Raw genomic sequence first — 24,656 nt, 5'->3', positions numbered from 1 at the left:
AGGGAGACCGGCCGGTCAGCCGGTGACCCGGGCGAGGAGGACGCAGGCGTCGTCCGTGCGTTCGCCCGCCTCGAACTCCGTCATGACCGCCCGCAGGCCGTCCTGCGCGGTGCCGGCCTCGCACAGGAGGGGAGCGAGGCCGAGGAGCCGCCGCGGTGTGTCCGCGTCCCCCAGCCCGGCGGTGTGCAGCAGGAGCACATCGCCCGCTTCGAGGGTCACTTCGGCCTGTCCGTAGACGGCGCCCGAGGTGGCGCCGAGGAGTACGCCCTCGGGGGTGTCCAGCCGTCGCCCCGTCCCGTCGCGGTACAGCAGCGGGGCGGGGTGTCCGGCCTGTGCCCAGGTCAGGGTGCGGGTGTCGGGCCGGTAGCGGCAGCAGACGGCGCCGGCCAGGGCGGGTTGCACGGTGCTGTCCAGCAACTGGTTGAGCAGGGACATCAGTTGGGCGGGGGCGGTGCCGGTCATCGCCATGCCGCGCAGGGCGCCGAGCAGCATCGCCATGCCGGAGGCGACGGCCGGGCCGTGTCCGGTGAGGTCTCCGACGCTCAACAGGGTCTGGCCGTCGGGGAGTTCGAGCGCGTCGTACCAGTCGCCGCCGAGCAGGGGGTCGGCGGCGGCGGGCAGACAGCGTGCGGCGAGGTCGAGGGAGCGGGTGCCCCGGCGCGGGAGTCGCAGGGAGCCGCGCCAGGGCGGCAGCACGGCCTCCTGCAACTCGACCGCGAGCCGGTGTTCGTGCTGCGTGTGCCGGTGGTGGCGGTGCAGCGAGTCACGGGTCTCGCGCTCCTCCCGCCGGCGGTCGCGCAGTTCGCTCACGTCGCGCAGGACCGCCCACATGGTGGCGGTGGCGCCGTCGGCGTCGAGCACCGGTTCGCCCATGACGTGCAGGGTGCGCACCTCGCCGTCGGGCCGGACGACGCGGAACTCGCCGTCGATGGGCCGGGCGTCCACGAGACAGTCCGTGACCATGGCCGTCAGCTTCGACCGGTCCTCGTCGAGGACCAGGGACGGCAGTTCGTCCAGGGTGAGCGGGGGTGCGGCCGGATCGCGGCCGAGGATGCGGTACAGCTCCGCGGACCATACGGCGTCGTCCGTCAGCAGGTTCCATTCGGCGCTGCCGACCCGGCTGAGCAGCGAACCGCGCCGGTGCACGGCCGGTGCGACGGCGGCCACCGCGGCGGGGGGCACGGGTCCGTCCCGTAACTGGGCCAAGTGCGTGTCGAGGTCGTTGAGTTGATGCAGCGCCAGATCGTAGAGCGCGCGCTGCCAGCGTCCCTGCGGGTCCGCGGTGTCCTTCGGCGCGTCCCGTCGTACGGCGTCCACGTCGCCCCGGAGCCGTCGCGTCTGCGTGATCAGCGCGTCGACCGGGCCGCGTCCCGGCGGCCGGCCGGCGGGATGGTCCGCGGAGCGAGGGGACGACATGACGCGACTCCGATGCCGGAACGGTCCGGCGGGAAGGGGACGGGGTGGAAGGGGACGTAAGGGGGACGGAAGGGCCGTTACGACTGTTGCACAGCGCGCGACGCCGTGTAAGGGATTTGGCAACACACGATTCGGTGGTGCTTCTGGCATATGCCAGAGTCCCTCGGGGGTGGTGGGAGGCAGTGGATCGTCGCTCGCGCATGGCTGCAAGTCGTAGGTGACGTACGTGACTTGAGGGACGCGTGGGGAGCCTGGAGGGGGTGTCCGGCGCCTGTTCGACGGCTGTGTGTTCGGTCCGGGGTGCGAAGTGACGCAGGTCACAAAATTTGTCGGCGGTTCCGCGTAATGCGAAGGGGCCCTTCGAGGTCGTACATGCATGGACATCACCCTCGAACAGCCGGTCCGCGCCCGCCTGATCACCGGCGAGGACCAGGAGCTGCCGGTCTCGGCCACGCTCCGTTACGCGTCGGCCGAACCGTTCGCCGTCTCCCTCGACTTCCCCGCCGAGGTCTCCCTCGCCGGGGAGCGGGTCACCTGGACCTTCGCCCGCGCGCTGCTGGAGGAGGGGCTGCGCGGGCCGGCCGGCAGCGGGGACGTGCACATCTGGCCGTGCGGCCGCTCGCGGACCGTCGTGGAGTTCCACTCGCCGCTCGGCATGGCCCTGCTCCAGTTCGACAGCCCGGCCCTGGACCGCTTCCTGCTGCGCAGCTACGCCGTGGTCGCGGCGGGCGAGGAGGACGTCGCGGCCGCCGTCGACGAAGGGCTCCAGACCCTGCTCGGCAACGTCTGAGAGCGTCTGAGACGGAGATGCGGCTGTGGGGGCCGGCGTGTGCGGCGCCGGCCCCGTCGGGCTCAGCGTCCGGCCGGCGGGTACGGATCCGGGCGTGGCGCGAGGTCCACGCTCACCCGCCGCCCGCTCTCCAGGGCGGCGACACCGGCCTCGGCGACGGCGGAGGCCGCGTAGCCGTCGTAGGCGCTCGGGCCCGTGACACGGCCGCGCCGGGTCGCGTCGACCCATGCCTGCACCTCGCGGTCGTAGGCGTCGGCGAACCGGACCAGATAGTCCTGGGGGACCTGCGTGCCGGCCGTGCCCGCGGTGGTCACCAGCGGGCCGCGCTCGTCGCCGATCCGTGCGCTGCCCCGCTCGCAGACGGCCTCGCAGCGCACCTGGTAGCCGAACCCGCAGTTGACGAAGACCTCCACGTCGACCAGCGCGCCGCCCTCGCTCTCGAAGACCACGAACTGCGGGTCGAGCAGACCCGAGGGCGCCCCGCCGGAGGGGCGCGGGCGCAGCACGCTCACCGCGGTCAGCTCCTGTCCGAGCAGCCAGCGCGCGGCGTCGATCTCGTGCGACACCGAACTGTCGATCAGCATGGCGCTGGTGAAGTCCGGCGGCGAGGAGACGTTGCGGTGGACGCAGTGCAGCATCAGGGGGCGCCCGAGGCGGCCGTCGTCCAGCAGCGTCTTCAGTCCGCGGTACTCGGCGTCGTAGCGGCGCATGAATCCGATCTGCGCCAGCCGCCGCCCGAGCCGGGCCTCGGCCTCGACCACGCGCAGGGCGCCCGCCGCGTCCGGCACCATCGGCTTCTCGCACAGGACCGGGAGTCCGCGCGCGAACGCCGCGAGCAGCGCCTCCTCGTGGGCCGGGCCGGGGGAGGCGATCAGGACGGCCGCGACGCCCGGCGCGTCGAGCGCGGCCTCGGTCTCGGTGTGGACCGAGGCTCCCTCGATCCCGGCGACGGCCTCACGCGCGCGGGCGGCGTCGGGGTCGGCCACCGCCGCGACCCGGGCGCCGTTCACCACCCGGTCCAGGCGCCGTACGTGGTCGGCCCCCATGTGTCCGGCGCCCAGCACCGCGACGCCCAGCAGGTCACTCACGCGCCCTCTCCCTCCCGGCCGGTGATCACGCCGTAGCGTACGCCGGTGCGGGGCGGAGGGCCGGTGGGCGGGGTCAGTAGCGCAGGACGCCCGCGATGCCGTCCGAGTCGGCCAGGGTGCCGTCGGGGACGAACCGCACGTCGGCGCCGGTCTCCAGGCACTGTTCGACGATCTCGTCCACGATGTCCTCGCGGGCGTCGAGGTCGTCGCTGAGGGCCGGGATCAGATGGTCGCCGTCGTCGCGGACGGTCACCCGGTAGTTCTCCTCGACGGCCAGCAGTTGGACGCGGCCCTCGCGCGCGTTCTGCCAGATCTCGTCGACGCCGGCGGCGAACCGCTTGCGGCCCAGGGCCGATTCGAGTTCCTGGTGGACCGTGTCCACGCGCCGGCGGGCCTCGGCGTCGACCACCGGACGCACCGCCTGCCACACCGCGTCGGCCGGGCCGTGCGAGAGGCCGCCGTGCGGGACGTGCACCGCGTCCCGGGTGACGGTGCCGATCTCCTCGAGCGCCGACAGCGCGGCCTGCTCGCCGGTGACGTACAGGGGACGCGGGTCGGCGCGCAGCATCCGGCCCATCGCCGTGTCCGCCTCGCGCAGGAAGTGCCGGGTGTCCTCGTCGCGGAAGGCGCTCGGATGGTCCCCGATCCGTTCCTGGCGCTCGGCGTCGAAGTTCTCGCGGTGGTCGCTGGTCAGCGGGAAGCCGCCGGAGCGCTGTTCGGTGACGCGGTCGACCCCGCCGTTCCACAGCGTGACGCGGTCGGGGGAGACCGACAGGACCCAGAACGGCCGTTCGGCGGCCTGGGCGGAGACCAGGTTGCGGGTGAGGAAGGTGTCCGCGAGCACGACCCGCTCGGGCACCGACCGGCCCAGCGACCACACCTGGTGCTCGCCCGGCGCGGCGAAGATGACCAGGCCGTCCTCGGCGTGCGCCAGGTCCACCTCGGCCAGGGCGCGGTCGAGCTGGTCGGAGACGTCGGCGCGCCGCTCGCGGGTGACCGACGGATCGGACTCCAGTTGCTTCTTCGCCTCGGCCACGACATTGCGCAGCCGGACCCGGTCCTGGGCGTTCTCCGGTTCCCTGCGGTGGGTGGGTGTCAGGACGGACACCGCTGGATAGGGGCGCGGGCGCCGCAGTTCGGAGAGGGTGGCGGGGCTGAGTGCGTGCTCCATATGAGCACCATAGGACTGATGGGACCGGTTCGCCGTTCGGGCCCGGTGTCCGGTTCGACCGTCGATCGGGTTTCCGAATCCGTCTGCGGCAACCCCGTTGGATACGTAGGGTTTACAAGTGTTCGACATACTGTGCGAGGCGAGTTGATAGGGTGTTACTCGTCAGTAGCACAATTGCACGGGGGGCACTCGGGGTGGGTCGACGCGGACCCCCGACGGTTGAAAATCGCACTAGAGTTCCCCCTTCGTTCTCCAGACAGGTGAGACTCGTCAACATGGCTCGTTCCCTGGTCGACACGCTGACCACGCACGCCACGCACCAGCCCGACCGGACCGCCTACCGCTACCTCGTCACCGGGGATCTGGACGGGGAGATCCAGGAGATCACCTACGCCCGCCTGGCCGACCGGGTCCGGGCCGTCGCGGGCCGGCTCCAGGAGGGCGGCCTCACCGGCTCCCGCGCGCTGCTGCTCCATCCGCCCGGCCTGGAGTTCATCTCCGCCTACCTCGGCTGCCTGGCCGCCGGTGTCGTCGCCGTGCCCGGCATCCCGCCGCAGGGCCACTCCTGGAACAGCCGTGCCCTGACCCGCACCAAGCGGCTGATCGCCGACGCCGACGCCCGCGCGATCCTCGGCAGCCGCGAAGTCGTCGCCTCCCTCGGCGCGTTGGCCGACCAGCTCCCCGAACTCGACGACGTGGCACGGGTGGTGACGGAGGACATACCCGACGAGGCCGCCGCGCACTGGCGCCGGCCCGACCTCACGGACGACTCCGTCGCCTTCCTCCAGTACACCTCCGGCTCCACCTCCGCCCCCCGCGGGGTCGTCGTCACCCACGGCAACCTCATGGACAACGAGCGGATCATCACCACGAGCATGGGCCACACCCCCCAGGTCATCGAGGAGTACGGCCATGAACTCCTGGTGAGCTGGCTGCCCGTCTACCACGACATGGGACTCATCGGCCCGGTCCTCAACACCGTGTACCTCGGTACCACCGCCACCCTGTTCTCCCCGCTGCACTTCCTCCAGCGGCCCGCCCGCTGGCTGGAGGCGATCAGCCGGTACCGCCCGCACACCAGCGGCGCCCCCAACTTCGGCTACGAACTGGCCCTGAAGCACGCCACACCCGAACTCCTCGACGGCCTCGACCTCAGCTCCTGGCGGGTGGCCTTCAACGGCGCCGAACCCGTACGGCCCGCCACCCTGCGCCGCTTCGCCGAGACCTTCGCCCCGGCCGGCTTCCGGCGCGCGTCCTTCTACCCCTGCTACGGCCTGGCCGAGGCGACCGTCATGGTCACCGGCGGCACGGTGGCCGAGGCGCCGGTCCTGCTGCACCGCGAGAACCGCGACGGCAACCCGGCCCCCGACGCGGACGCCCCCGACGCGGACGCCGCCGCCGTCGGCTGCGGACGGCCCGGCGAGGGCATGACCGTCGTCATCGCCGACCCCGACCGCAAGGAGGAGCGGCCCGACGGCGAGACCGGCGAGATCTGGGTCCAGGGCGCGAGCGTCGCCCACGGCTACTGGCGCAACACCCTCGCCACCCGCGAGACCTTCCGCGCCACCCTCCCCGGCCGCGAAGGCCGCTTCCTGCGCACCGGCGACCTCGGATTCCTGCGCGACGGCGAACTGTTCGTCACCGGCCGGCTCAAGGACCTCCTCGTCGTCGACGGCCGCAACCACTACCCCCAGGACCTCGAACTCTCCGCCGAGCTGTGCCACCCCGCACTCCGGCCCGGCTGCACCGCCGCGTTCTCCGTCGACAGCGGAGCCGAAGGCGAACAGCCCGTCCTGGTCGCCGAGTTGACGCCCGACGCGGCCGGTGAGACCGAACAGGTCGCCGATCTGGTCCGGGCCGCGATCGGCACCGCGCACGGCCTGACCGTGCACGACGTCGTCCTGGTCCACCCCGGCACCATCCCCAAGACCTCCAGCGGCAAGATCCAGCGCCGCGCCACCCGCGCGGCCTACCTCGACGGCACGCTCGCCCCGGTCGACGCACCCGTCGCACGCTGACGACGGCGGCTGCCGGCCCGCCCGTACGGCCCGGCAGCCCGCCCCCGGCGGACGCCAGGCGCTCCGCCCTCCCCGCGCGCCGACGACACGAAGGCGCCGGGAATCCATCGCGCACCCCCGTTCACGAGGACACCTTCCGATGCCTGCGAACGCCTCCCACTCCCCGACTCCCGCCCCGTCCCTGACGACCCCCGAGGACGTCCGCGACTGGCTGGCCTCGGCCGTGGCCGAGTCGGCCGGCCTCGACCCCACGGCCGTCGACCCGCACCGCCCCATCGCCGAACTGGGCCTGGGATCACGCCGGCTGGTCACCCTCGGCGCCGAACTGGCGGAGCGCACCGGCCGTCCCACGGACCCCTCCCTGATCTTCAACCACCCCACGATCGCCGCCCTCGCCGACGCGCTGTTCGCCCCGCAGGCCACCACCGCCCCGGCCCCCGCCCCCGAGCGCGAGGCGCGCACCGGCGACGACATCGCGATCATCTCCATGGCCTGCCGCTTCCCCGGCGGCGCCGACGACCCCGAGGCGCTGTGGCGGATCCTCGACACCGGCCGGGACGTCATCACCGAGGTCCCCGCGGGCCGTTGGGACACCGAGGGCCTCCTCGACCCCGACCCGGAGACCACCGGCACCGCGTACACCCTGCGCGGCGGCTTCCTCGACGCCATCGACCGCTTCGACGCGCCCTTCTTCGGCATCTCGCCGCGCGAGGCCGCCGCCATGGACCCGCAGCAGCGCCTGCTGCTCCAGACCGCCTGGGAGACCCTCGAACGCGCCGGACTCGTCCCCGGCACCCTCACCGGCAGCGACACCGGCGTCTACCTCGGCCTGTACGACAGCGGCTACCTCGCCGCCGCCTCCCTCGGACAGCTCGACGGGCACATCGGCACCGGCACCGCCCCCTCCGTGGCCTCGGGCCGCCTCGCCTACACCCTCGGCCTCCAGGGCCCCGCGGTCACCGTCGACACCGCCTGCTCCTCCTCCCTGGTCGCCCTGCACCTCGCGGCCCGGGCGCTCGCGGCCGGCGAGTGCGACCTCGCCCTCGCGGGCGGCGCCACCCTGCTGGTGACCCCGCGCGGACACGTCGAGTTCAGCCGGCTGCGCGGACTCTCGCCGTCCGGGCGGTGCAGCCCCTTCTCCGCCGACGCCGACGGTGTGGTCTGGGCCGAGGGCTGCGGCCTGGTCCTCCTCAAGCGGCTCACCGACGCCCGCCGCGACGGCGACCGGATCCTCGCCGTCGTCAAGGGCTCGGCCCTCAACCAGGACGGCCGCAGCCAGGGCCTGAGCGCACCCAGCGGACCCGCGCAGGAACGGGTGCTGCGGGCCGCCCTGGACGCCGCCGGACTGCGCCCCGAGGACATCGACCACATCGAGGCCCACGGCACCGGCACCCGGCTCGGCGACCCGATCGAGGGCGGCGCGCTCGCCGCCGTCTACGGCCCCGGCCGCCCCGCCGGCCGGCCGCTCGGTGTCGGCTCCCTCAAGTCCAACCTCGGGCACACCCAGGCGGCCGCCGGCATCGCCGGGGTGATCAAGACCGTGCTGGCCCTCGCCCACGAGCGCGTCCCCGCCTCCCTGCACGCCGAGCACCTCACCGAGCACATCGACTGGGAGGGCGGCGGACTCCGCGTCCAGCGCACCGCCGAGGCGTGGCCGCGCCGCGCGGACCGGGTGCGCCGGGCCGGCGTGAGCGCGTTCGGGATCAGCGGCACCAACGCGCACGTCGTACTGGAGGAGGCGCCCGCGTCGGCCGACACCTCCCCGGCCGCCGCCGGGACCCCGGCAGGGCCCACCCTGTTCCCGCTCTCCGCCCGCACCCTCCCCGCCCTGCACGGACAGGCCGAACGCCTCGCCGCGACGCTGCGCGAGCGACCCGGCACCCCGCTCGACGCCGTCGCCGCCACCCTGGCCCGCCACCGCACCCACTTCGCCCACCGGGCCGTGATCCAGGCCGCCGACACCGACGAACTGCTCGCCGCCCTGGACGAGTTGGCCGCCGGACGGCCCGACCCCGACCGCACCACCGGACCGCGGCAGGCCCTTCCGCCCGGCAAGCTGGCCTTCGTCTTCCCCGGCCAGGGCGCCCAGTGGACCGGCATGGCCCGCGACCTGCTCGCCACCGACCCCGTCTTCGCCGACGAACTCGACCGCTGCGACAGCGCGTTGCGCCCCTACACCGAGTGGTCCGTCACCGCCGTGCTGCGCGGCGACGCCGACGCGCCCCCACTGGACCGCGTGGACGTCGTCCAGCCCGTCCTGTTCGCCGTGATGGTGTCCCTGGCCGCCGTCTGGCGCGCCCGAGGGATCCGCCCGGACGCCGTGATCGGACACAGCCAGGGTGAGGTCGCCGCCGCCTGTGTCGCCGGTGCGCTCAGCCTCAACGACGCCGCCGCCGTGGTCGCCCTGCGCTCCCAGGCCCTCACCGCGCTCTCCGGCACCGGCACGATGGCCGTCGTCGGCCTGCCCCACACCGAGATCGAGACCAGGCCGGCACTGCTCGACGGCCGGGTGTCCGTCGCCGCCGTCAACAGCGGCCGCTCCACGGTCCTGGCCGGCGAGGTCGAAGCCCTCCAGGACCTGCTCGACCGACTCGACCGCGAGGGCGTCTTCGTCCGCCGGCTCGACGTCGACTACGCCTCGCACAGCGCCCAGGTCGAAGCGGTCCGCACGGAGATCCTCGACGAACTCGACGGCGTCACCGCCCACCCCGGACGGATCGCCTGGTACTCCACCGTCACCGGCGCACCCGTCACCGGTGAACTCGCCGCCGACTACTGGTACACCAACCTGCGCGAGCCCGTCCGCTTCGCGCCCACCGTGGAGCGGATGGCGGCCGACGGCTACCGCCACTTCGTCGAACTCGGCCCGCACCCCTCCCTGTCCACCGCCGTGCGTACGGTGGACGAGGACCTCGTCGCCGTCGCCTCCCTGCGCCGGGACGCCGACGGCCGCGCCTGCCTGGACCGCGCCGCCGCCGAACTCCACGTCCACGGAAGGGCGGTGGACTGGCGGCGCATCGCGCCCGCGGCCGCCCCCGCCGAACTGCCCACGTACGCCTGGGACACCCAGCGGTACTGGATCGAACCCGAGGGCACGGCGGGCGCCGGGACCGGGCTCTTCGAGCGCTCCGCGCACCCGTTGCTCGGCGTCCAGCTCCAGTCCGCCGACGCGACCCGCTGGACCTTCCGCGGCGAGTGGTCCCCGGCCACCGCCGACTGGCTGCCCGACCACACCGTGTTCGGCAGGACCGTCGTCTCCGGCACCACCCTGCTGGAACTCTGCCGCGCCGCCCTCGCCACCGCCCGCCCCGACGAACCCGCCTGCCTCACCGGCCTGTTGCTGCTCGCCCCCCTCACCCTGCCCGCCACCGGCACCGTCGAGGTGTCGGTCGAGGTCACCGGCGACGGCCCCGCGCCGGAGGTCACCGTGCACAGCCGCCCGCGCGGCCACGAGGGCACCGGCTGGACCCTGCACGCCACCGCCTCGGGCGCCGAAGGGTCCTCGCAGACGGACGGCGGCGGCACACCCCCCGCCTGGCCGCAGGACGCCGACCCCGCCTGGGACCCCGAGACCTACGAGCGGCTCACCGGCGCGGGCCTCGGCTACGGCCCCGCCTTCCAGGGCGTACGGGAGGCCGTACGCACCGCGGAGAACGAACTGCTCGCCCGGCTGTCCCTGCCGCCGGGCGCGCGGGACGTCGCCGACCCCTACCCGGTGCACCCGGCACTGCTGGACGCCGCCCTCCATGTGGCCGCCGCGTTCGAGGCGCCCGAGGGCGCGGTGCTGCTGCCGGCCGCCGTCGGACGCTGCACCCTGACCGGCACCGCCGCCCACGATCTGACCGTCTCCGTCCGGCGCACCGACGCCACCACCCTGGACGTCACCCTGTGGGACGCCGACGGCTTCCCGGCGGGCCGGCTGGAGGACGTCCGCCTGCACGCCGTGACCCCGGCGGACCTCAGCGGCACCGCGGAGAACGCCCGGCATCTGTACGAGGTGGCGTGGACGGCGGTCGAACCGACGGCGGTGTCCCAGACCGAGGCCGTGATCCGCGTCTGGGAACCCGCCGACGGGGAACTCGCCGCATCCGCACATGAGTTGGCGAAGGCGGCGGTGGCCGAGCTGAAGGAGCTGATCGCCGCCGACGCGCCCGTCCGCACGGTGTGGGTGACCCGGGGCGCGGTCGCCGCCGCCGACGGGGACCGGGTGCCCGGACTCGCCCAGTCCGTCCTGTGGGGCCTCGCCCGCAGCGCCCGCGCCGAGCACCCGGACCTGGGGCTCACCCTGCTCGACGTCGAGGATCCCGGTGACCTCGACGGTGCCGCCGCCCTCGCCCTCCCCGTCGAACCCGAACTCGCCCTCCGTTCGGGCGCGTTGCTCGCCCCTCGTCTGGTCCGCGCCCGCCCCGGTGAGCACGGCACCCTACCCGCCGACGGCACCGTCCTGATCACCGGCGGACTCGGCGCCGTGGGCCGCCACCTCGCCGGCCTCCTCGCTGAACTCGGCGTCCCACGCCTGCTGTTGACGTCCCGGAGGGGGCCCGAGGACCCGAGGGCCGCCGAAGCCGTCGCCGAACTCGCGGCCCTGGGCGCCGAGGCGGAGGTGGCCGCCTGCGATGTCGCGGACCCGCGGGAACTGGCCGCCCTCCTGGCCCGGTTCGGGGAGGAGGCGCCCCTGCGCGGTGTCGTGCACTGCGCCGGACTCCTGGACGACGGGGTCGTCGCCGACCTGACCCCCGAGCGGCTCGCCCGCGTACTGCGGCCCAAGGTCGACGGCGCCGCCCATCTGCACCGGCTCACCGCGCACCTGCCCCTGGAACTGTTCCTGCTGGTGTCCTCGGCCGCCGGTGTCGTCGGCAACCCGGGCCAGGGCAACTACGCCGCCGCCAACGTCTTCCTCGACCAACTCGCCCATCACCGGCGGGCGCACGGGCTGCCCGCCGTCTCCGTCTCCTACGGCGCCTGGGCCGGCGAGGGGCTCGCCGCCGAGCACGCCGACCTGGCCCGGATGGCCCGGCTCGGCCACCGCGCCCTCACCCCGGCGCAGGGCCGCGACCTCACCGCCCTCGCGCTGCGGCGCGGCACGGCCCACCAGGTCGCCTGGATCGTGGACCTGCCGCGCGTCCGGGAGGCCGTGGGCGACACCGCGCTGTGGCGCTCCCTGCTGCCCGCCCCGCGCGAGGCGTCCGCCGGTCCGGCGGGCGGGCTCGCGGAGCGGCTGGCCGCGCTGCCCGAGGCCGACCGCGCCGAGCGGGTCCTCGCCCTGGTCCGCGAGGAGGCCGCGCGCGTCCTCGGCCTGCGCGCGGCGGAGGCCGTCGCCGACGACCGGCCGCTGCGCGACCTCGGCATGGACTCGGTGACGGCGGTCGAACTGCGCAACCGCATCGGCGCCCGCCTCGGCACCCGGCTCCCCGCCACCCTCCTCTTCGACCACCCCACCCCGGCCCGGCTCACCCGCCATCTGCTGGACGGCGTGCTCGCCGGCGCCCCCCGCACCACGCCCGGTACCGCTTCCTCCCGCCCCGCCACCGCCGTCCCCACCGACGAGCCGATCGCCGTCGTCGCGATGGCCTGCCGGCTGCCCGGCGGTGTCCACGACCCCGAGGACCTGTGGCGCCTGGTCGCCGAAGGCCGCGACGCCGTCGGCCCCTTCCCGGCCGGCCGCTGGGACGTCGAGTCCCTGTACGACCCCGACCCGGACGCCCCCGGCAGGACGTACGCCCGGGAGGGCGGCTTCCTGGACGACATCGCCTCCTTCGACGCGGGCTTCTTCGGCATCACCCCGAAGGAGGCCGCCGCCATGGACCCGCAGCAGCGGCTCCTCCTGGAGACGGCCTGGGAGGCCCTGGAGCGGGCCGGCACCGTCCCCGCCACCCTCTCCGGCAGCACCACCGGCGTGTACGTCGGCATGTTCGGCAGCGACTACCTGTCCGGCTCCCGGCTGGACCAGCTCGACGGCTACGTGGGCACCGGTTCCGCGCTCAGCGTGGCCTCCGGCCGGCTCGCGTACGCCCTCGGCCTGCACGGACCCGCGCTCACCGTCGACACGGCCTGCTCGTCGTCGCTGGTCGCCACCCATCTCGCAGCCCAGGCCCTGCGGTCCGGCGAATGCGACCTCGCGCTCGCGGGCGGGGTCACCCTCATGGTCACCCCGGGGACCTTCGTCGAGTTCAGCCGGCTGCGCGGACTCTCGCCCACCGGCCGCTGCCGCTCCTTCTCCGACGCCGCCGACGGAGCGATCTGGGCCGAGGGCGCCGGAATGCTCGTCCTCAAGCGGCTCTCCGACGCGCGCCGGGACGGCGACGAGGTGCTCGCGGTGCTGCGCGGCACCGCCGTCAACCAGGACGGCCGCAGCCAGGGCCTGTCCGCGCCGAACGGGCCCGCGCAGGAGCAGGTCGTCCGGCGCGCCCTGGAGCTGTCCGGGCTCACCCCCGCCGACATCGACTACGTGGAGGCGCACGGCACCGGCACCACCCTCGGCGACCCGATCGAGGCGAACGCCCTGTCCGAGGTCTTCGGCGCCTCCCGGCCCGAGGGGCGGCCGCTGTACCTGGGGTCGCTGAAGTCCAACCTCGGTCACGCCCAGGCCGCTTCGGGCGTCGCCGGACTGATCAAGGTGGTGCAGTCGATGCGCCACCGGACCCTCCCGGCCACCCTGCACGCCGGAACGCCCAGCCGGCACGTCGACTGGGAGGACAGCGGCCTGCGGCTGCTCACCGAGGCCCGCCCCTGGCCGGTGGCGGGGGACCGGGTACGGCGCGCCGGGGTCAGCGCGTTCGGGATCAGCGGGACCAACGCGCATGTGATCGTCGAGGAGCCGCCCGCCGCCGAACCGGTCGCGGACGAACACCCCGCGGCGTCCGAACCCGGCGGCGGCAAGACGCTGTTCGTGCTCTCCGGGCGGTCCGCGACCGCCGTCCGCGGCCAGGCCGCGCGGCTCGCCGCACACCTGGCCGCCGACGACACCGCCCTGCCCGACCTCGCCCACACCCTGGCCCGGCACCGCAGCCACTTCGAGCACCGGACGGCGGTCGTGGCCGGCGACCGGGACGAACTGCGCACCGTCCTCGACGCGTTGGCGTCCGGCCGGGCCCCCCTGACCGCGCCCCGCGAGGACCGCGGCGGCAAGGTCGCGTTCGTGTTCTCCGGGCACGGCGGTCAGTGGCCCGGCATGGGACTGGGGACGGCCGCCGGCTCGGCGGCGTTCCGCGAGGAACTCACCCGGATCGACGCGGCCGTCGAACGGCACGCGGGCTGGTCCGTGCTCAACGCCCTGCGCGCACCGGAGGAGTTCTCCCCGCTGGAGCGCACCGAGTACCTCCAGCCGGCGCTCTTCGCCGTCAACGCCTCCCTCGCCGCCGCCTGGCGCACCCTCGGCGTCACCCCGGACGGGGTCGTCGGACACAGCCTCGGCGAGATCGCCGCCGCCTACAGCGTGGGCGCGCTCGGGCTGGACGAGGCCGTGGCCGTGGTGACCGGGCGGGCCGAGACGGTCGTCCCGCTCGTCGGACGCGGCGGCATGATCGCCGTCGAACTCCCGCACACCGAGGTCGGGGAACTCCTCGCGCCGTACGCGGGGCGGCTGTTCGTCGGCGCGGTCAACAGCGCCCGCGCGACCGCCGTCTCGGGGGACGCCGACGCGCTCGCCGAACTGCGCGCCCTGCTCACCGACCGGGGGATCGCCGTACGGACCCTGTCGACGCCGTTCGCCTCCCACAGCCCGCTCATGGAACCCCTGCGCGACGCCTTCCTCGACCGGCTCTCCGGGGTGCGCGGCGCGACGGCGGACACCCCGCTCTACTCGGCCGTGCGCGCCGCGCCGGTCGGCGGGGACGACCTCGACGCCGGGTACTGGTTCGACAACCTGAGCCGGCCGGTCCGCTTCGCCGACACCGTCCGCCGGATGCTCGACGACGGCTACCGCCACTTCGTGGAACTCAGCCCGCACCCGTCGCTGACCGCCGCCGTGGCCGCCGTCGCCGCCGAGGCCGGGGTCGACGCCGTCACCGTCGGCTCGCTGCGCCGCGGCCAGGACGGCCCGGACGTCCTGCTGCGCCGCCTCGGCGAGCTGTACACGGGCGGGTACGAGCCGGACTGGGCCGCGCTGTTCCCGCGCGGCCGCCGGGCCGCCCTGCCGACCTACGCCTTCGCCCGCGACCGCCACTGGCTCGCCCCGGCGCCCGCCGGATCGCCCGGCGCCTCCCCGCTGCTCGGCACCCATGTCGAGGCCGGCGACGAACCCGGCCGCCATCTCTTCCAGAGCGAAATCGACCTGCGCGACAGCCGGTTCGCGCACCTCGCCGACCATCGCGTCACCGGCGAGGTCTGGCTGCCGGGCGCCGCCTTCCTCGGTATGGCCCTGGAAGCCGCCGCCACGCTCACCGACGGCGACGACGAGATCCGGCTCGCCGACGTGGACTTCCTCCAGCCCCTGCGGCTGCCCGAGGACCGGCCGGTCCGCCTCCAGCTCGTGCTGCGGCCCGCCGACGGCGACGGCTCGCGTGCCTTCACCGTCTTCTCGTCCGCCGCCGAGGGGCAGCGCTGGGAACGCCATGTCACCGGCTCCGTCGTGACCGGGGGACCCGCCGCGCGGGCCCGCCTCGGCGAGCTGCGCGAGCGCTGCCCCGAGCCGGTCGAACTCGGCCCGGTCTACGCCGGGTTGAGCGCCCTCGGCATCGACTACGGCCCCGCCTTCCGCAATCTGGAGACGGCCCACCGCACGGACACCGCCGCCGTCGCCCGGCTCACGGAACGGCCCCCGGCCGGACATCTGATCCACCCGGCCGTCCTGGACGCCGCGTTCCACACCGCCGCCCTGCCCGGCGACGCCCCCGAAGGACGGGCGTTCGTGCCCGCCGGGTTCGGTCGCGTCCGGTACACCGGCCGGCGCACGCAACCCGCCTGGGCGAGCTGCGAACTGCGCTCCGTCGCCGGCGACACCGCCCTGCTCGACCTGCGCCTGTGGGACGCCGACGAGCAACTGCTCCTCGAAGCCGAGGAGTTCCGGCTCGCCGCGCTCTCCCCGCTGGACGGCGCCCTGTTCGAGACCCGCTGGCAGCCCCGCCCCGCCGCACAGGAACCCCCGGCCGACGGCTCATGGCTGATCCTCGCCGACGGCACCGGCACCGCCGAGGCCCTGACCGGCCGCCTCGACACCGACGGCGTGCCGTACGTCGTGGCCCGCAGGGGACCGGAGTTCACCGCCGAGGGCACCGGCCGCTACGTCCTCGACACCGCCGACCCCGCGCAGCTCGCCCGGCTGCTCGACGCGGCGTACCCGGACACCCCGCCCGCCCGGATCGTGCAGCTCGCCGCGCTGGACGCCCCGGCCGTCGTGGACTCCCGCACGGCCGAGGAGGCGGCCCGGCTGGCCTGCCTGGGCACCCTGCACCTGGTGCGCGCGCTCACCGGACGACGCGGCCACGCCCCGCGCCTGTTCACCGTCGTCCGGGGCACCCAGGCCGCCGGCGGCAGCGAACAGGTCGCCCATCCCCAGCAGGCCCTGGCCTGGGGCTTCGGCCTCGCGCTCGCCCAGGAACACCCCGAACTGGCCGTCACGCTCGTCGACCTGCCGCCCGTCGGCGGCGCCGACGCCCTGTGGACCCAGCTCCGGCACGCCGACGACGAACGCCTCGTCGCCCTGCGGGAGTCCGGCCGGCTCGTCCCCCGGCTGGCCCGCACCCGCCCGGACACCGACGGCGGCGGCACATCCGACGGCGTCCACCTCGTCACCGGCGGACTCGGCGGCCTCGGCCGGATCGTCGCCGAACGCCTCGTCCGGCGCGGGGTGCGCAGCCTCGCCCTGATGAGCCGGGGCGCGCCCGCGCCCGACGCCCGGGAGTGGATCGCCGGCCTGGAACGGCGCGGGGTCACCGTGCTCCTCGCCCGCGCCGACGTCGCCGACCGCGCCTCGCTCGGCGACGCCCTGGACGCCGTACGACGCGAGGCGGGACCGCTCGCCGGGATCGTGCACGCGGCCGGTGTCCTGGACGACGCCACCGTGGCGAACCTGACCGACGAACGCGTCCTGCGGGTGCTCGCCCCCAAGGTGCTCGGCACCGCCCTGCTCACCGAACTCGCCCCCGAAGCCCGGCACATGGTCCTGTTCGCGTCGGCGGCCGGACTGCTCGGCTCGGCCGGACAGAGCCCCTACTCGGCGGCCAACGCCTTCCTCGACGCCTGGGCCCACCATCTCTCCCGCACCGGACGCCGGGCGCTCAGCCTCGACTGGGGCGCCTGGTCCGGCGTCGGCATGGTCGCCGAGTCCGGCACCCGGGCCGCCGAGACCGGCCGCTCCGGACTGGTCGCGTTCTCCCCGCAGGACGGCGGCGAACTCTTCGACCGGCTGCTGGACACCTCGCGCCGCCAGCTCGCCCCCATCGCCCTGGACCGGGAACTGCTCGCGCTCGCCCCGGACGCGGTCCGCTCCCGCCCGCTCCTCGCCGACCTCGTCAGCCTCCCCACGGGCACCGGCGACGCCGACGCCCTGGTGCGCAAGGTGTTCGCCGCCACCACCGCCGACGACCGGGTCGGCTGGCTGGAGGAGTACGTCCGCGCCCGGATCGGCGAGGTCTCGGGCGGACTGGTCGACGTCTCCGCCGGCACCGCGCTCAAGGAACTCGGCCTGGACTCCCTCATGCTGGTCCGGCTGCGGAACGCCTTCGCCCGCGAACTCGGCGTCGAACTGCCCACCGCCGAGATGTTCTCCGCCGCCGATGTACGCGGTCTGGCGAACACCCTGGCCGCCGGACTGCCCGACCGCCCCGTCACCGCACCGGCCCCCGGCACCCCGGCCGAGGAGCCGGCCCAGGTCCCGGAGACCGAACTCCTCCCGGTCACCCGGGACGTCGTCCGGCTGCTGCGCAGCGCCCGCCCCGGCATGCCCCAGGCCGCCCACGCCGTCGGCCTCGCCTTCCGGCTCACCGCCCCCACCACCCGCGAGGCGCTCACCGCCCTCGTCACCCGGCTCGTCGCCCGCCACGCGGCGCTGCGGACCTCGGTGGTCACGGTCCCCGACGGCGGCCGCCGGCTCCACGTGGTCCGCGACCTCACCGCACCGCCCCTGCGCTGGACCTCCGTCACCGACGGGCCGGACGCCGGTGACCGGCTGCGCGCGCTCCTCGAACCGCCGTTCGACCTGACGGCCGCCCCGCTGTGGCGCCTCGAACTGCTCGACGGCGGCACCGACGGCCAGATCCTCCTCCTCGGCGCCCACCACGTGGTCAGCGACCTCCAGTCCCTGCTGCTTGTCGCGGCCGAGATCGACGCCGAACTGTCCGGCACCGCCCTCGACGCCGACGTCACCAACCGGGACGTCCGCCTCCTCGTCGAGGCCCAGCGGTCGGGCGAGGGCACCGCCGACGCCGACTGGCAGGCGGCCTTCGACGGCAGCGCACGCCTCGACCTCACCCTCTCCCGCCCGCGCCCCGAACAGCGCACCTACCGGGCCGGCAGCGTCACGGTGGACGTCCCCGAAGGACTCATGGACCGGGTCGCCACGGCCGCCGGAACCCTCGGCGTCACCCCGGCCGCGTTCTGCCTCGGCACCCTCACCGTGCTCCTGGCCCGGCTGCGGGAACGCGACCGCTTCGTGCTCGCCGTCCCCGTCGACACCCGCATCCACGCCGACGCCTTCGACGCCGTGGGCTTCTACGGCGTCCCCGTGCCCTTCCCGGCCGAGGCGCGGGCGGGCGAGACGGTCGAGGACGTCCTGCGCCGCACCGACACCCGGCTGCGCCGCATCCTGACCAAGGGCGCGATGTTCTCGGACGTCCTCGCCACCCTGGCCCGCCAGGGCCTCCACCGGGACCAGGCCCCGCTGGTCGAGGTGTACTTCAACTACGTCCGGCACGGCGGCCGCCTCGCGCACCTGGACGTGCTGCCGGCCGGCACCGGCTACTCCGACCTCGACCTGATGATCACGATGACCCCGGACGCCGACCGGATCCGGCTCGACCACAACCTCGACATCCTCGACCCGGCGGACACGGCCGCCCTGGCGGACGACTTCCTGCGCCTGCTCGGAGAGGCCGCGCAGGACGCGACGCACCCCGCCCGGCCCGGGGAGCGGGCGGCCGACGCCGTGCGCCCCGTGCAGGACGTCGCGCCCCCCGTCCCGGCTACCCCCGCCGGACGCGGCTCCCTGGCCCTCGCCGCCACCTTCGCCCTCGGCAACCTCCCGCTGATGTGCGCGACCGCCCTCGGGGACGACGGCCCCACGGTCGCCGAGGCGCCCTACCACCAGGTGCTCGCCGCCCTGCGCGACCCGTCCGGAGTCTTCGCCGACCCCGCCACGACCGTCGGCGTGGTGCTGCTGCGGGCCCACGACCTGGAACGGTTCGGGCCGGTGGACGACACGCTCCTCGCCGAACTGCGCACCGAGTACCCGGCCGCCCTGCGGGCCCTGGCCGAACAGACCCGCAGGCCGCTGATCGTCGGCTTCCTGCCCTCGCAGGACACGGACGGACGCCTCGCCCGCTGGGAGCGCGAGGTCGCCGCCGACCTCACCGACCGCCCCGGCATCGCGGTCCTCGCCGCCGACGACTGGACCCGCCGGCACCCCGTGACGGACCTCTTCGACGCACGCACCGAACGGCTCGCCCACCTCCCCTTCACCCCGCCCTTCCAGGCGGCCGTGGCCCTGCGTCTCGCCGACGTCGTACGGGCCGTGCTGCGGCCCGCGCCCAAGGTGATCGCCGTCGACGGCGACGAGACGCTGTGGAGCGGTGTGGCCGGCGAGATCGGCCCGGACGCCGTGGACCTGTCCGGCCCCCGCGCGGTGCTCGCGCGCCGGCTGCTGCGCTGGCGCGAGGCCGGGGTGCTGCTGGCGCTCGTCAGCAACAACGACGAGGACACCGTACGGGCCGTCCTCGACCGGCCCGACAGCCCCCTCAAGGCCGAGCACTTCAGCGTCCTGTCCGCCGCCTGGGGCCCCAAGCCCGCCCGGCTGGCGGAGGCGGCCCGCACCCTCAACCTCGGCCCGGACAGCTTCCTCTTCCTCGACGACAACCCGGCCGAGATCGGCAAGATGCGCGCGGCCCTGCCCGAGGTGCTCGCGGTGACCTGCCCGGCGGAACCCGAACTGGAGGCGTTCCTCGACCGGTTGTGGCCGCTGGTCCCGGTCGCGGGGACGGCGGAGGACGTCCTGCGGGCCCGCTTCTACGACCAGGAACGAGAGCGGGACGCCGTACGGGACAAGACGGAGGAGGCCGGGTTCGAGGAGTTCCTCGCCCAGTTGGAACTGACCGTCGACGTCCGGCCGCTCGGGGAGGACGACATCCGGCGCGCCGAACAACTCGTGCGCCGCACCAACCAGTTCACCCTGCGCGCCCGCTCCGCCGACGGCGGCGACCTCGACCGCTGGCGGAACCGCGGCGAGGTGTGGACGGCAGCGGCCCGCGACCGCTTCGGCGACTACGGCCAGATCGGCCTGCTCGCGGTCCGCGCCGAGGGCGACCGGCTCGACGTCCTCGCCTGGCTGATGAGCTGCCGTGCGCTGGGACGCGGCGTCGAGGAACGCCTGCTGGGCTGGCTGGCCGACCGCGCCGACGAACTGGGCTGCGCCAAGGTCCGGTTGACGGCCGAGCGCAGTCCGCGCAACGCCCCGGCCCGGAGGATCGTGGCCGCGCTCGGCGGCGGCGACCAGGACGACGACCTGCTGGAGGCCGTGGCGACCCCGGAACACCTGCGGGCGTTCCGGTCGTGGGAGCAGAGGTGACATCGGCTGCGGCGACGACAGCGAACGGACGGAACAGGAACGTGCACATCGTGAAGGGCTCTGATGCGTGACATGAACGAGGACCCCACGGCGAACGCCGGACAGCGGGCCGTCGCCGAGTCGATCGAGCGGGGCGGGGGAGACGCGGGCGGGCTGACGGTGACGGACCTGCTGGCCATGGTCACCCGGAAGGAACCGGAACCCGAGGCGGCCCCCGCCGACGCCCCCGTGCCGCACGGAGTGCCGGACGCGGAGGGGCTGGCCGCCGCCATCGCGGAGGCCGCCGGACGGTATCTGCCCGAGGGGCGGCTCGCCCCGGACGCCGACTTCTTCGACGCCGGCGGCAGTTCCGTGCACGCCGTCGAACTGGCGGCGGAGCTGGAGCGCGACCTCGGCGTGGAGCTGGACCTCGACGACGTCTTCGCCGACGCCCGCCCGATCGGTCTGGCCCGCCGCTGGCTGGAGACGGCCGGGGACGCGGCGAACCTGGCACTCCCGGCGCCGGCACCCGTGTCCGTGCCGGTGGCGGTGCCGGTGGCGGTGCCCGCGCCGCGTCCTGCGGTCGTCGCATCCCCGTCCACCACGGCCGCCTCCGCCCGGCAGGACGACCTCGACCAGATCCTCGCCGACCTCGCCCTCGCCGACCGGCTGCCGTTCGTCCGGCGGCCCGAACCCGTCGCGCCCCGGCGGATCCTGCTCACCGGGGCGACCGGCTTCCTCGGCGGCCATATGCTGCTCGACCTGCTCCGGCACAGCGACGCCCACGTCTACTGCTTGGTCCGCGCGGCCGACCTGGCGGCCGCGACCGCCCGGCTCGGCGAGAGCCTGCGCCGCCATCTGCTGCCGTGGAACGCGGAGATCCGCCGTCGGGTGACCGTGCTCCCCGGTGACATCCGCAGCCCGCGCCTCGGCCTCTCCGACGAGCTGTGGCACACCCTCACCGAGGAACTCGACAGTGTGGTCGGTGTCGCGGCGGCCGTGGACTTCCTGCGCGGCTACCGGTCGCTGCGCGGCAGCAACGTCATCGGCGCCCTCACCCTGGCCGAACTGGCCGCCACCGGACGCCCCAAGCCGCTGCACCACATCTCCTCGATCGCCGTCTTCAACGAGGTCGGCATCACCTCCCTCGGCGAGGACGACCCGCTGGCCCATGTGGACCGGCTCGTCGCGGGCTACGACCAGTCCAAGTGGGCCGCCGAGGTGGCCCTGCGGCGCGCCCGCGATCACGGTCTGGTGGTCTCCGCGCTGCGCCCCGGCGGCATCGGCGGCCACAGCAGGACCGGCGCCCACAACCCGCAGGACCTCAGCAGCGGTCTGATCGCCGCGTTCGGCCGCTTCCGGACCGTACCGGCGTTCCGCCACCTCAACGTGGCGCCCGTGGACTGGGTGAGCCGGGCCGCCGTCGCCGTCGTCTGCGAACCGGATGCCTGGGGCTTCGACTACAACCTCACCGGCGTCCCGCAGACCCTGGACGACGTGGTGCGGGACATGGCGTTCGGCGGGATGCACGTGCGCGTCCAGGACTGGGAGGAGTGGCGCACCGACACCCTGGCCCGTCTGGAGGCCGAGCCCGTCCCCGAACTCACCTTTCTCACCCGGGTGTTGAACAGCCCCACCGCGCTGAAGCTGTGCGAGGCCACGCTGACCGGACCCGCCGCCGAGGGCACCCGCACCGCCGCCCTCGTCGAGGCGCTCGGGCTGCCGCCCGCCGCCCGCTACGACGCCCGGGCCCAGTTGAAGACGTTCGAGCAGCTCGCCGACGACGGACTCGCCCGGCTGCCGCACAAGGACGACCAGCCCTACCTGTGGTTCTCCGAGACCACGGAGGGCGGTGTCCGCCCCGTCGACGGCAGCACCGGCGGCACCCCCTGCTCGATGGCGCTCACCCTGTCCCTCGCGAGCATGTACCAACTCGTGCGCGAACGGCGGCTGGACGTCACCGGCACGCTCGACTGCCCGGCCGCCCACCCCGAACCGCTCACCGTAGTCCGCGGCGACGTCTGGGTCCGCCCCGAGGAGGGCATCCCGCAGAGTCACGGCCTCAAGCACCAACTCCTGCGTTACCGCCTCCAGTTGCGGGACGTCGAGGGTGAACTGTGGTGGCTGGAGGGGCACAAGTACGCCCGCGCCCGCCGTGACCTGTGGCGCCAGACCCGCGCCCTCACCGTCGAACTCGGCCGCGAGGGCGCACCGGCCGCGTTCACCGGGGAGGTCGTCGTCCCCGCCGACTCCTACGTCCGCGACCAGGTCGACGGCATCCGGGTCGCCCCGCACCTCACGGCGCAGGAGAAGCGCGCGGCCAAGCTGACCTGGCTCGCCTGGTTCGGCGTCGAGATGGGCCGGGGACTGCTCGGCCCGTTCGCCCGCGCCGGTGCCGACCTGCTGGACCTGCGCCGCACCACGAACCCCACGGAGCACCGCCGATGATCTTCCGAACCGCCTCCGCGACGGCCCGCCCGGCGCTGCGCAGGGTCAGGACCGAGCCCGCCCTGCGCCCGCTGCGCCACCGCCTCGACCCGGCCCGCGTCGAGGACATCCCCTTCCGCGCGCCGGACGGCGTCCGCCTCGGCCTCACCCGGATCGACCCCGGGGAGAGCGGCCGGCCCGTCGTGCTCCTGCTGCACGGCCACACCGCCTCCGCCGACATGTTCCTGCTGCCCGAGACCCGCAACCTCGTCGACTCGCTGCTCGACGACGGCTACGAGCCCTGGCTCCTGGACTGGCGCGGCAGTTGCCGGCTGCCCTACAACGAGACCGGGCAGCGCTACACCTACGACGACGTGGCGCTGTACGACATCCCGGCCGCCGTGTCCCGGATCCGTGAACGCGTCGGCGAGCGGCCGCTGTTCGTCGTCGCCCACTGCGTCGGCGCGCTCGCGCTGTCGCTGTCCCTGACGGCCGGACTGGTGCCAGGACTGGCCGGCGTGGTGACCCAAGGCGTCTTCCTGACACCGAAGTTGAAGGGCAGCACCTCGCTGCGGATGTCCCTGGCCGGGGAGTTGCTCCGGTCCCGGATGGACCACATCCCCGTCGACTTCCGCAAGGTCGGCCTGCGCTCCCGCTACACCCCGCTGTTCGCGCTCGCCTCGCGCAAGGCGGGCTGCCCCGACCCGACCTGCCAGATCCTGCACAACTCGGCCTGGGGGACCGGCGCCTCGCTCTTCGTGCACGAGAACCTCACCGAGGCCACCCACGACCGGCTCGCCGAACTCCTCGGCCCGGCGCCGCTGTGGATCCTGCCGCATCTGCGCCGGATCGAGCTGGCCCGCACGGTGGTCCGCTGGCACGACACCGACCACCGCTACCGGGCGCTGCCGGCCAACGCCCTGGACGCGGCGGGGCGGATCGACACCCCGCTGCTGCTGCTCTCCGGCAGCGAGAACGGCCTGTGGGGGGACTCCCAGCGGCTCTGCCACGACGTCCTCGCCCACCGGCAGCCCGGACTCGACGTGCGCTACACCGAGATCCCGGGCTACGGCCATCTCGACGCGTTCCTCGGCCGGGGCGCCGCGCTCGACGTCTTCGGTCACATCCTCGAATTCCTCGGCGAACGACGGTGACGGCCGGCCCGCTCGCCCGTTACCGTACGCGTCAGTAACCAGGACCCGCCGCACCACACCCCGGACACACCGCAGGAGGCACCCATGCCGCAGCTCGAAGTCGACGGCGCCGCACTGACGTACGACGACGAGGGGCCGCGCGACGGCGGCGGGGTGCCGCTGGTGTTCGTGCACGGCTGGACGGCCAACCGGCACCGCTGGGACCACCAGCTCGCCCACTTCGCGGAGAAGCGCCGGGTGGTCCGGTTCGATCTGCGCGGCCACGGCGAGAGCGGCGGCGCCGGTGTGAAGACGGTCGCGGAGCTGGCCAACGACCTGATCGCCCTGCTGGACCACCTCAAGATCGAGCGGTGCGTCCTGATCGGCCACTCGATGGGCGGGATGATCTCGCAGACCGTCGCGCTCACGCATCCCGAGCGCGTGGAGCGGATGATCCTGGTCAACTCCATCGCGAGGATGACCTTCAGCCGGGGCCGCGGTCTGCTGATGGCCGCCTCCACCCTGGTGCCGTACAAGCTGTTCGTGGCCACCAACATCCAGCGCGCCTTCGCCCCCGGCTACCCGCGTGACGAGGTCCGCGCGTACATCAAGTCCTCGGCGGACACCCCGCGCGAGGTCGTCATGACCCTGTACGGCGCCATGCGCGCGTTCGACGTCCTGGACCGGGTGGGGGAGATCCGCACGCCCACGCTGATGATCCACGGCTACCACGACGTGCAGTTGCCGGTGTCGCAGATGCTGCGGATGGCGAAGGCGTACCCGGACGCCACCGTCCGCATCATCGACGCCGGGCACGAGCTGCCCGTCGAGAAGCCGGCCGAACTGACCGCGGCCATCGACGCGTTCGTGACCGCGGGCTGATCGCCGGCCGACCGCTCCGGGCTCGGGGGAGGCGC

9 protein-coding genes are annotated in these 24,656 nt (G+C 74.8%); 6 read left to right on the top strand and 3 right to left on the bottom strand.

Annotated elements, in window-relative coordinates; translation table 11 throughout:
* Nucleotides 1-15 precede the first annotated feature (15 nt).
* Complete coding sequence (locus G6W55_RS15275) at nt 16-1,416, bottom strand: PP2C family protein-serine/threonine phosphatase (protein ID WP_175521378.1); 1,401 nt, start codon at nt 1,414-1,416, stop codon at nt 16-18.
* Between the two features lie 376 nt (nt 1,417-1,792).
* Here G6W55_RS15275 and G6W55_RS15270 point away from each other — a divergent pair, with 376 nt between their 5' ends.
* The gene (locus tag G6W55_RS15270) at nt 1,793-2,206 is read left to right on the top strand and encodes an SsgA family sporulation/cell division regulator (RefSeq protein ID WP_030787467.1); all 414 of its coding nucleotides are present in this window, start codon (nt 1,793-1,795) and stop codon (nt 2,204-2,206) included.
* Between the two features lie 62 nt (nt 2,207-2,268).
* Here G6W55_RS15270 and G6W55_RS15265 read toward each other — a convergent pair whose 3' ends face one another.
* Both G6W55_RS15265 and G6W55_RS15260 read right to left on the bottom strand, forming a co-directional pair.
* On the bottom strand, nt 2,269-3,294 hold the full coding sequence (locus G6W55_RS15265; protein ID WP_175521377.1) for a Gfo/Idh/MocA family protein: 1,026 nt from the start codon (nt 3,292-3,294) through the stop codon (nt 2,269-2,271).
* A gap of 73 nt (nt 3,295-3,367) precedes the next feature.
* A complete protein-coding gene (locus tag G6W55_RS15260; protein WP_175521376.1) occupies nt 3,368-4,465 on the bottom strand; it encodes a chemotaxis protein in 1,098 nt (365 codons plus the stop codon).
* Nucleotides 4,466-4,740: 275 nt separating this feature from the next.
* Here G6W55_RS15260 and G6W55_RS15255 point away from each other — a divergent pair, with 275 nt between their 5' ends.
* The 5 genes from G6W55_RS15255 (at nt 4,741) to G6W55_RS15235 (ending at nt 24,621) form a co-directional block, all read left to right on the top strand.
* On the top strand, nt 4,741-6,483 hold the full coding sequence (locus tag G6W55_RS15255) for a fatty acyl-AMP ligase (RefSeq protein WP_175521375.1): 1,743 nt from the start codon (nt 4,741-4,743) through the stop codon (nt 6,481-6,483).
* A gap of 139 nt (nt 6,484-6,622) precedes the next feature.
* Entirely contained in the window at nt 6,623-20,200 is a 13,578-nt protein-coding gene (locus G6W55_RS15250; protein ID WP_175521374.1) for a type I polyketide synthase, read from the top strand.
* Nucleotides 20,201-20,272: 72 nt separating this feature from the next.
* On the top strand, nt 20,273-22,627 hold the full coding sequence (locus tag G6W55_RS15245) for a thioester reductase domain-containing protein (RefSeq protein WP_254876260.1): 2,355 nt from the start codon (nt 20,273-20,275) through the stop codon (nt 22,625-22,627).
* On the top strand, nt 22,624-23,760 hold the full coding sequence (locus tag G6W55_RS15240) for an alpha/beta fold hydrolase (protein WP_175521372.1): 1,137 nt from the start codon (nt 22,624-22,626) through the stop codon (nt 23,758-23,760). Before G6W55_RS15245 ends, G6W55_RS15240 begins: the two co-directional genes overlap by 4 nt.
* 84 nt (nt 23,761-23,844) lie before the next feature.
* On the top strand, nt 23,845-24,621 hold the full coding sequence (locus G6W55_RS15235) for an alpha/beta fold hydrolase (protein WP_175521371.1): 777 nt from the start codon (nt 23,845-23,847) through the stop codon (nt 24,619-24,621).
* The last annotated feature ends 35 nt before the right edge of the window (nt 24,622-24,656 follow it).

It is taken from the genome of Streptomyces sp. CAI-85 (assembly GCF_013363615.1).
In the GTDB taxonomy this organism is placed as follows: Bacteria; Actinomycetota; Actinomycetes; order Streptomycetales; family Streptomycetaceae; genus Streptomyces; species Streptomyces antibioticus_B.
Note: the sequence above shows the minus strand (reverse complement) of the source record. Positions and strands in the feature narration are given on the sequence as shown.

Excerpts from the sequence above, each read along its gene's own strand:
- G6W55_RS15275 (WP_175521378.1), bottom strand. The coding sequence starts at position 1,416 with ATGTCGTCCCCTCGCTCCGCGGACCATCCCGCCGGCCGGCCGCCGGGA.
- G6W55_RS15270 (WP_030787467.1), top strand. The coding sequence starts at position 1,793 with ATGGACATCACCCTCGAACAGCCGGTCCGCGCCCGCCTGATCACCGGC.
- G6W55_RS15260 (WP_175521376.1), bottom strand. The coding sequence starts at position 4,465 with ATGGAGCACGCACTCAGCCCCGCCACCCTCTCCGAACTGCGGCGCCCG.
- G6W55_RS15255 (WP_175521375.1), top strand. The coding sequence starts at position 4,741 with ATGGCTCGTTCCCTGGTCGACACGCTGACCACGCACGCCACGCACCAG.
- G6W55_RS15250 (WP_175521374.1), top strand. The coding sequence starts at position 6,623 with ATGCCTGCGAACGCCTCCCACTCCCCGACTCCCGCCCCGTCCCTGACG.
- G6W55_RS15245 (WP_254876260.1), top strand. The coding sequence starts at position 20,273 with ATGAACGAGGACCCCACGGCGAACGCCGGACAGCGGGCCGTCGCCGAG.
- G6W55_RS15240 (WP_175521372.1), top strand. The coding sequence starts at position 22,624 with ATGATCTTCCGAACCGCCTCCGCGACGGCCCGCCCGGCGCTGCGCAGG.
- G6W55_RS15235 (WP_175521371.1), top strand. The coding sequence starts at position 23,845 with ATGCCGCAGCTCGAAGTCGACGGCGCCGCACTGACGTACGACGACGAG.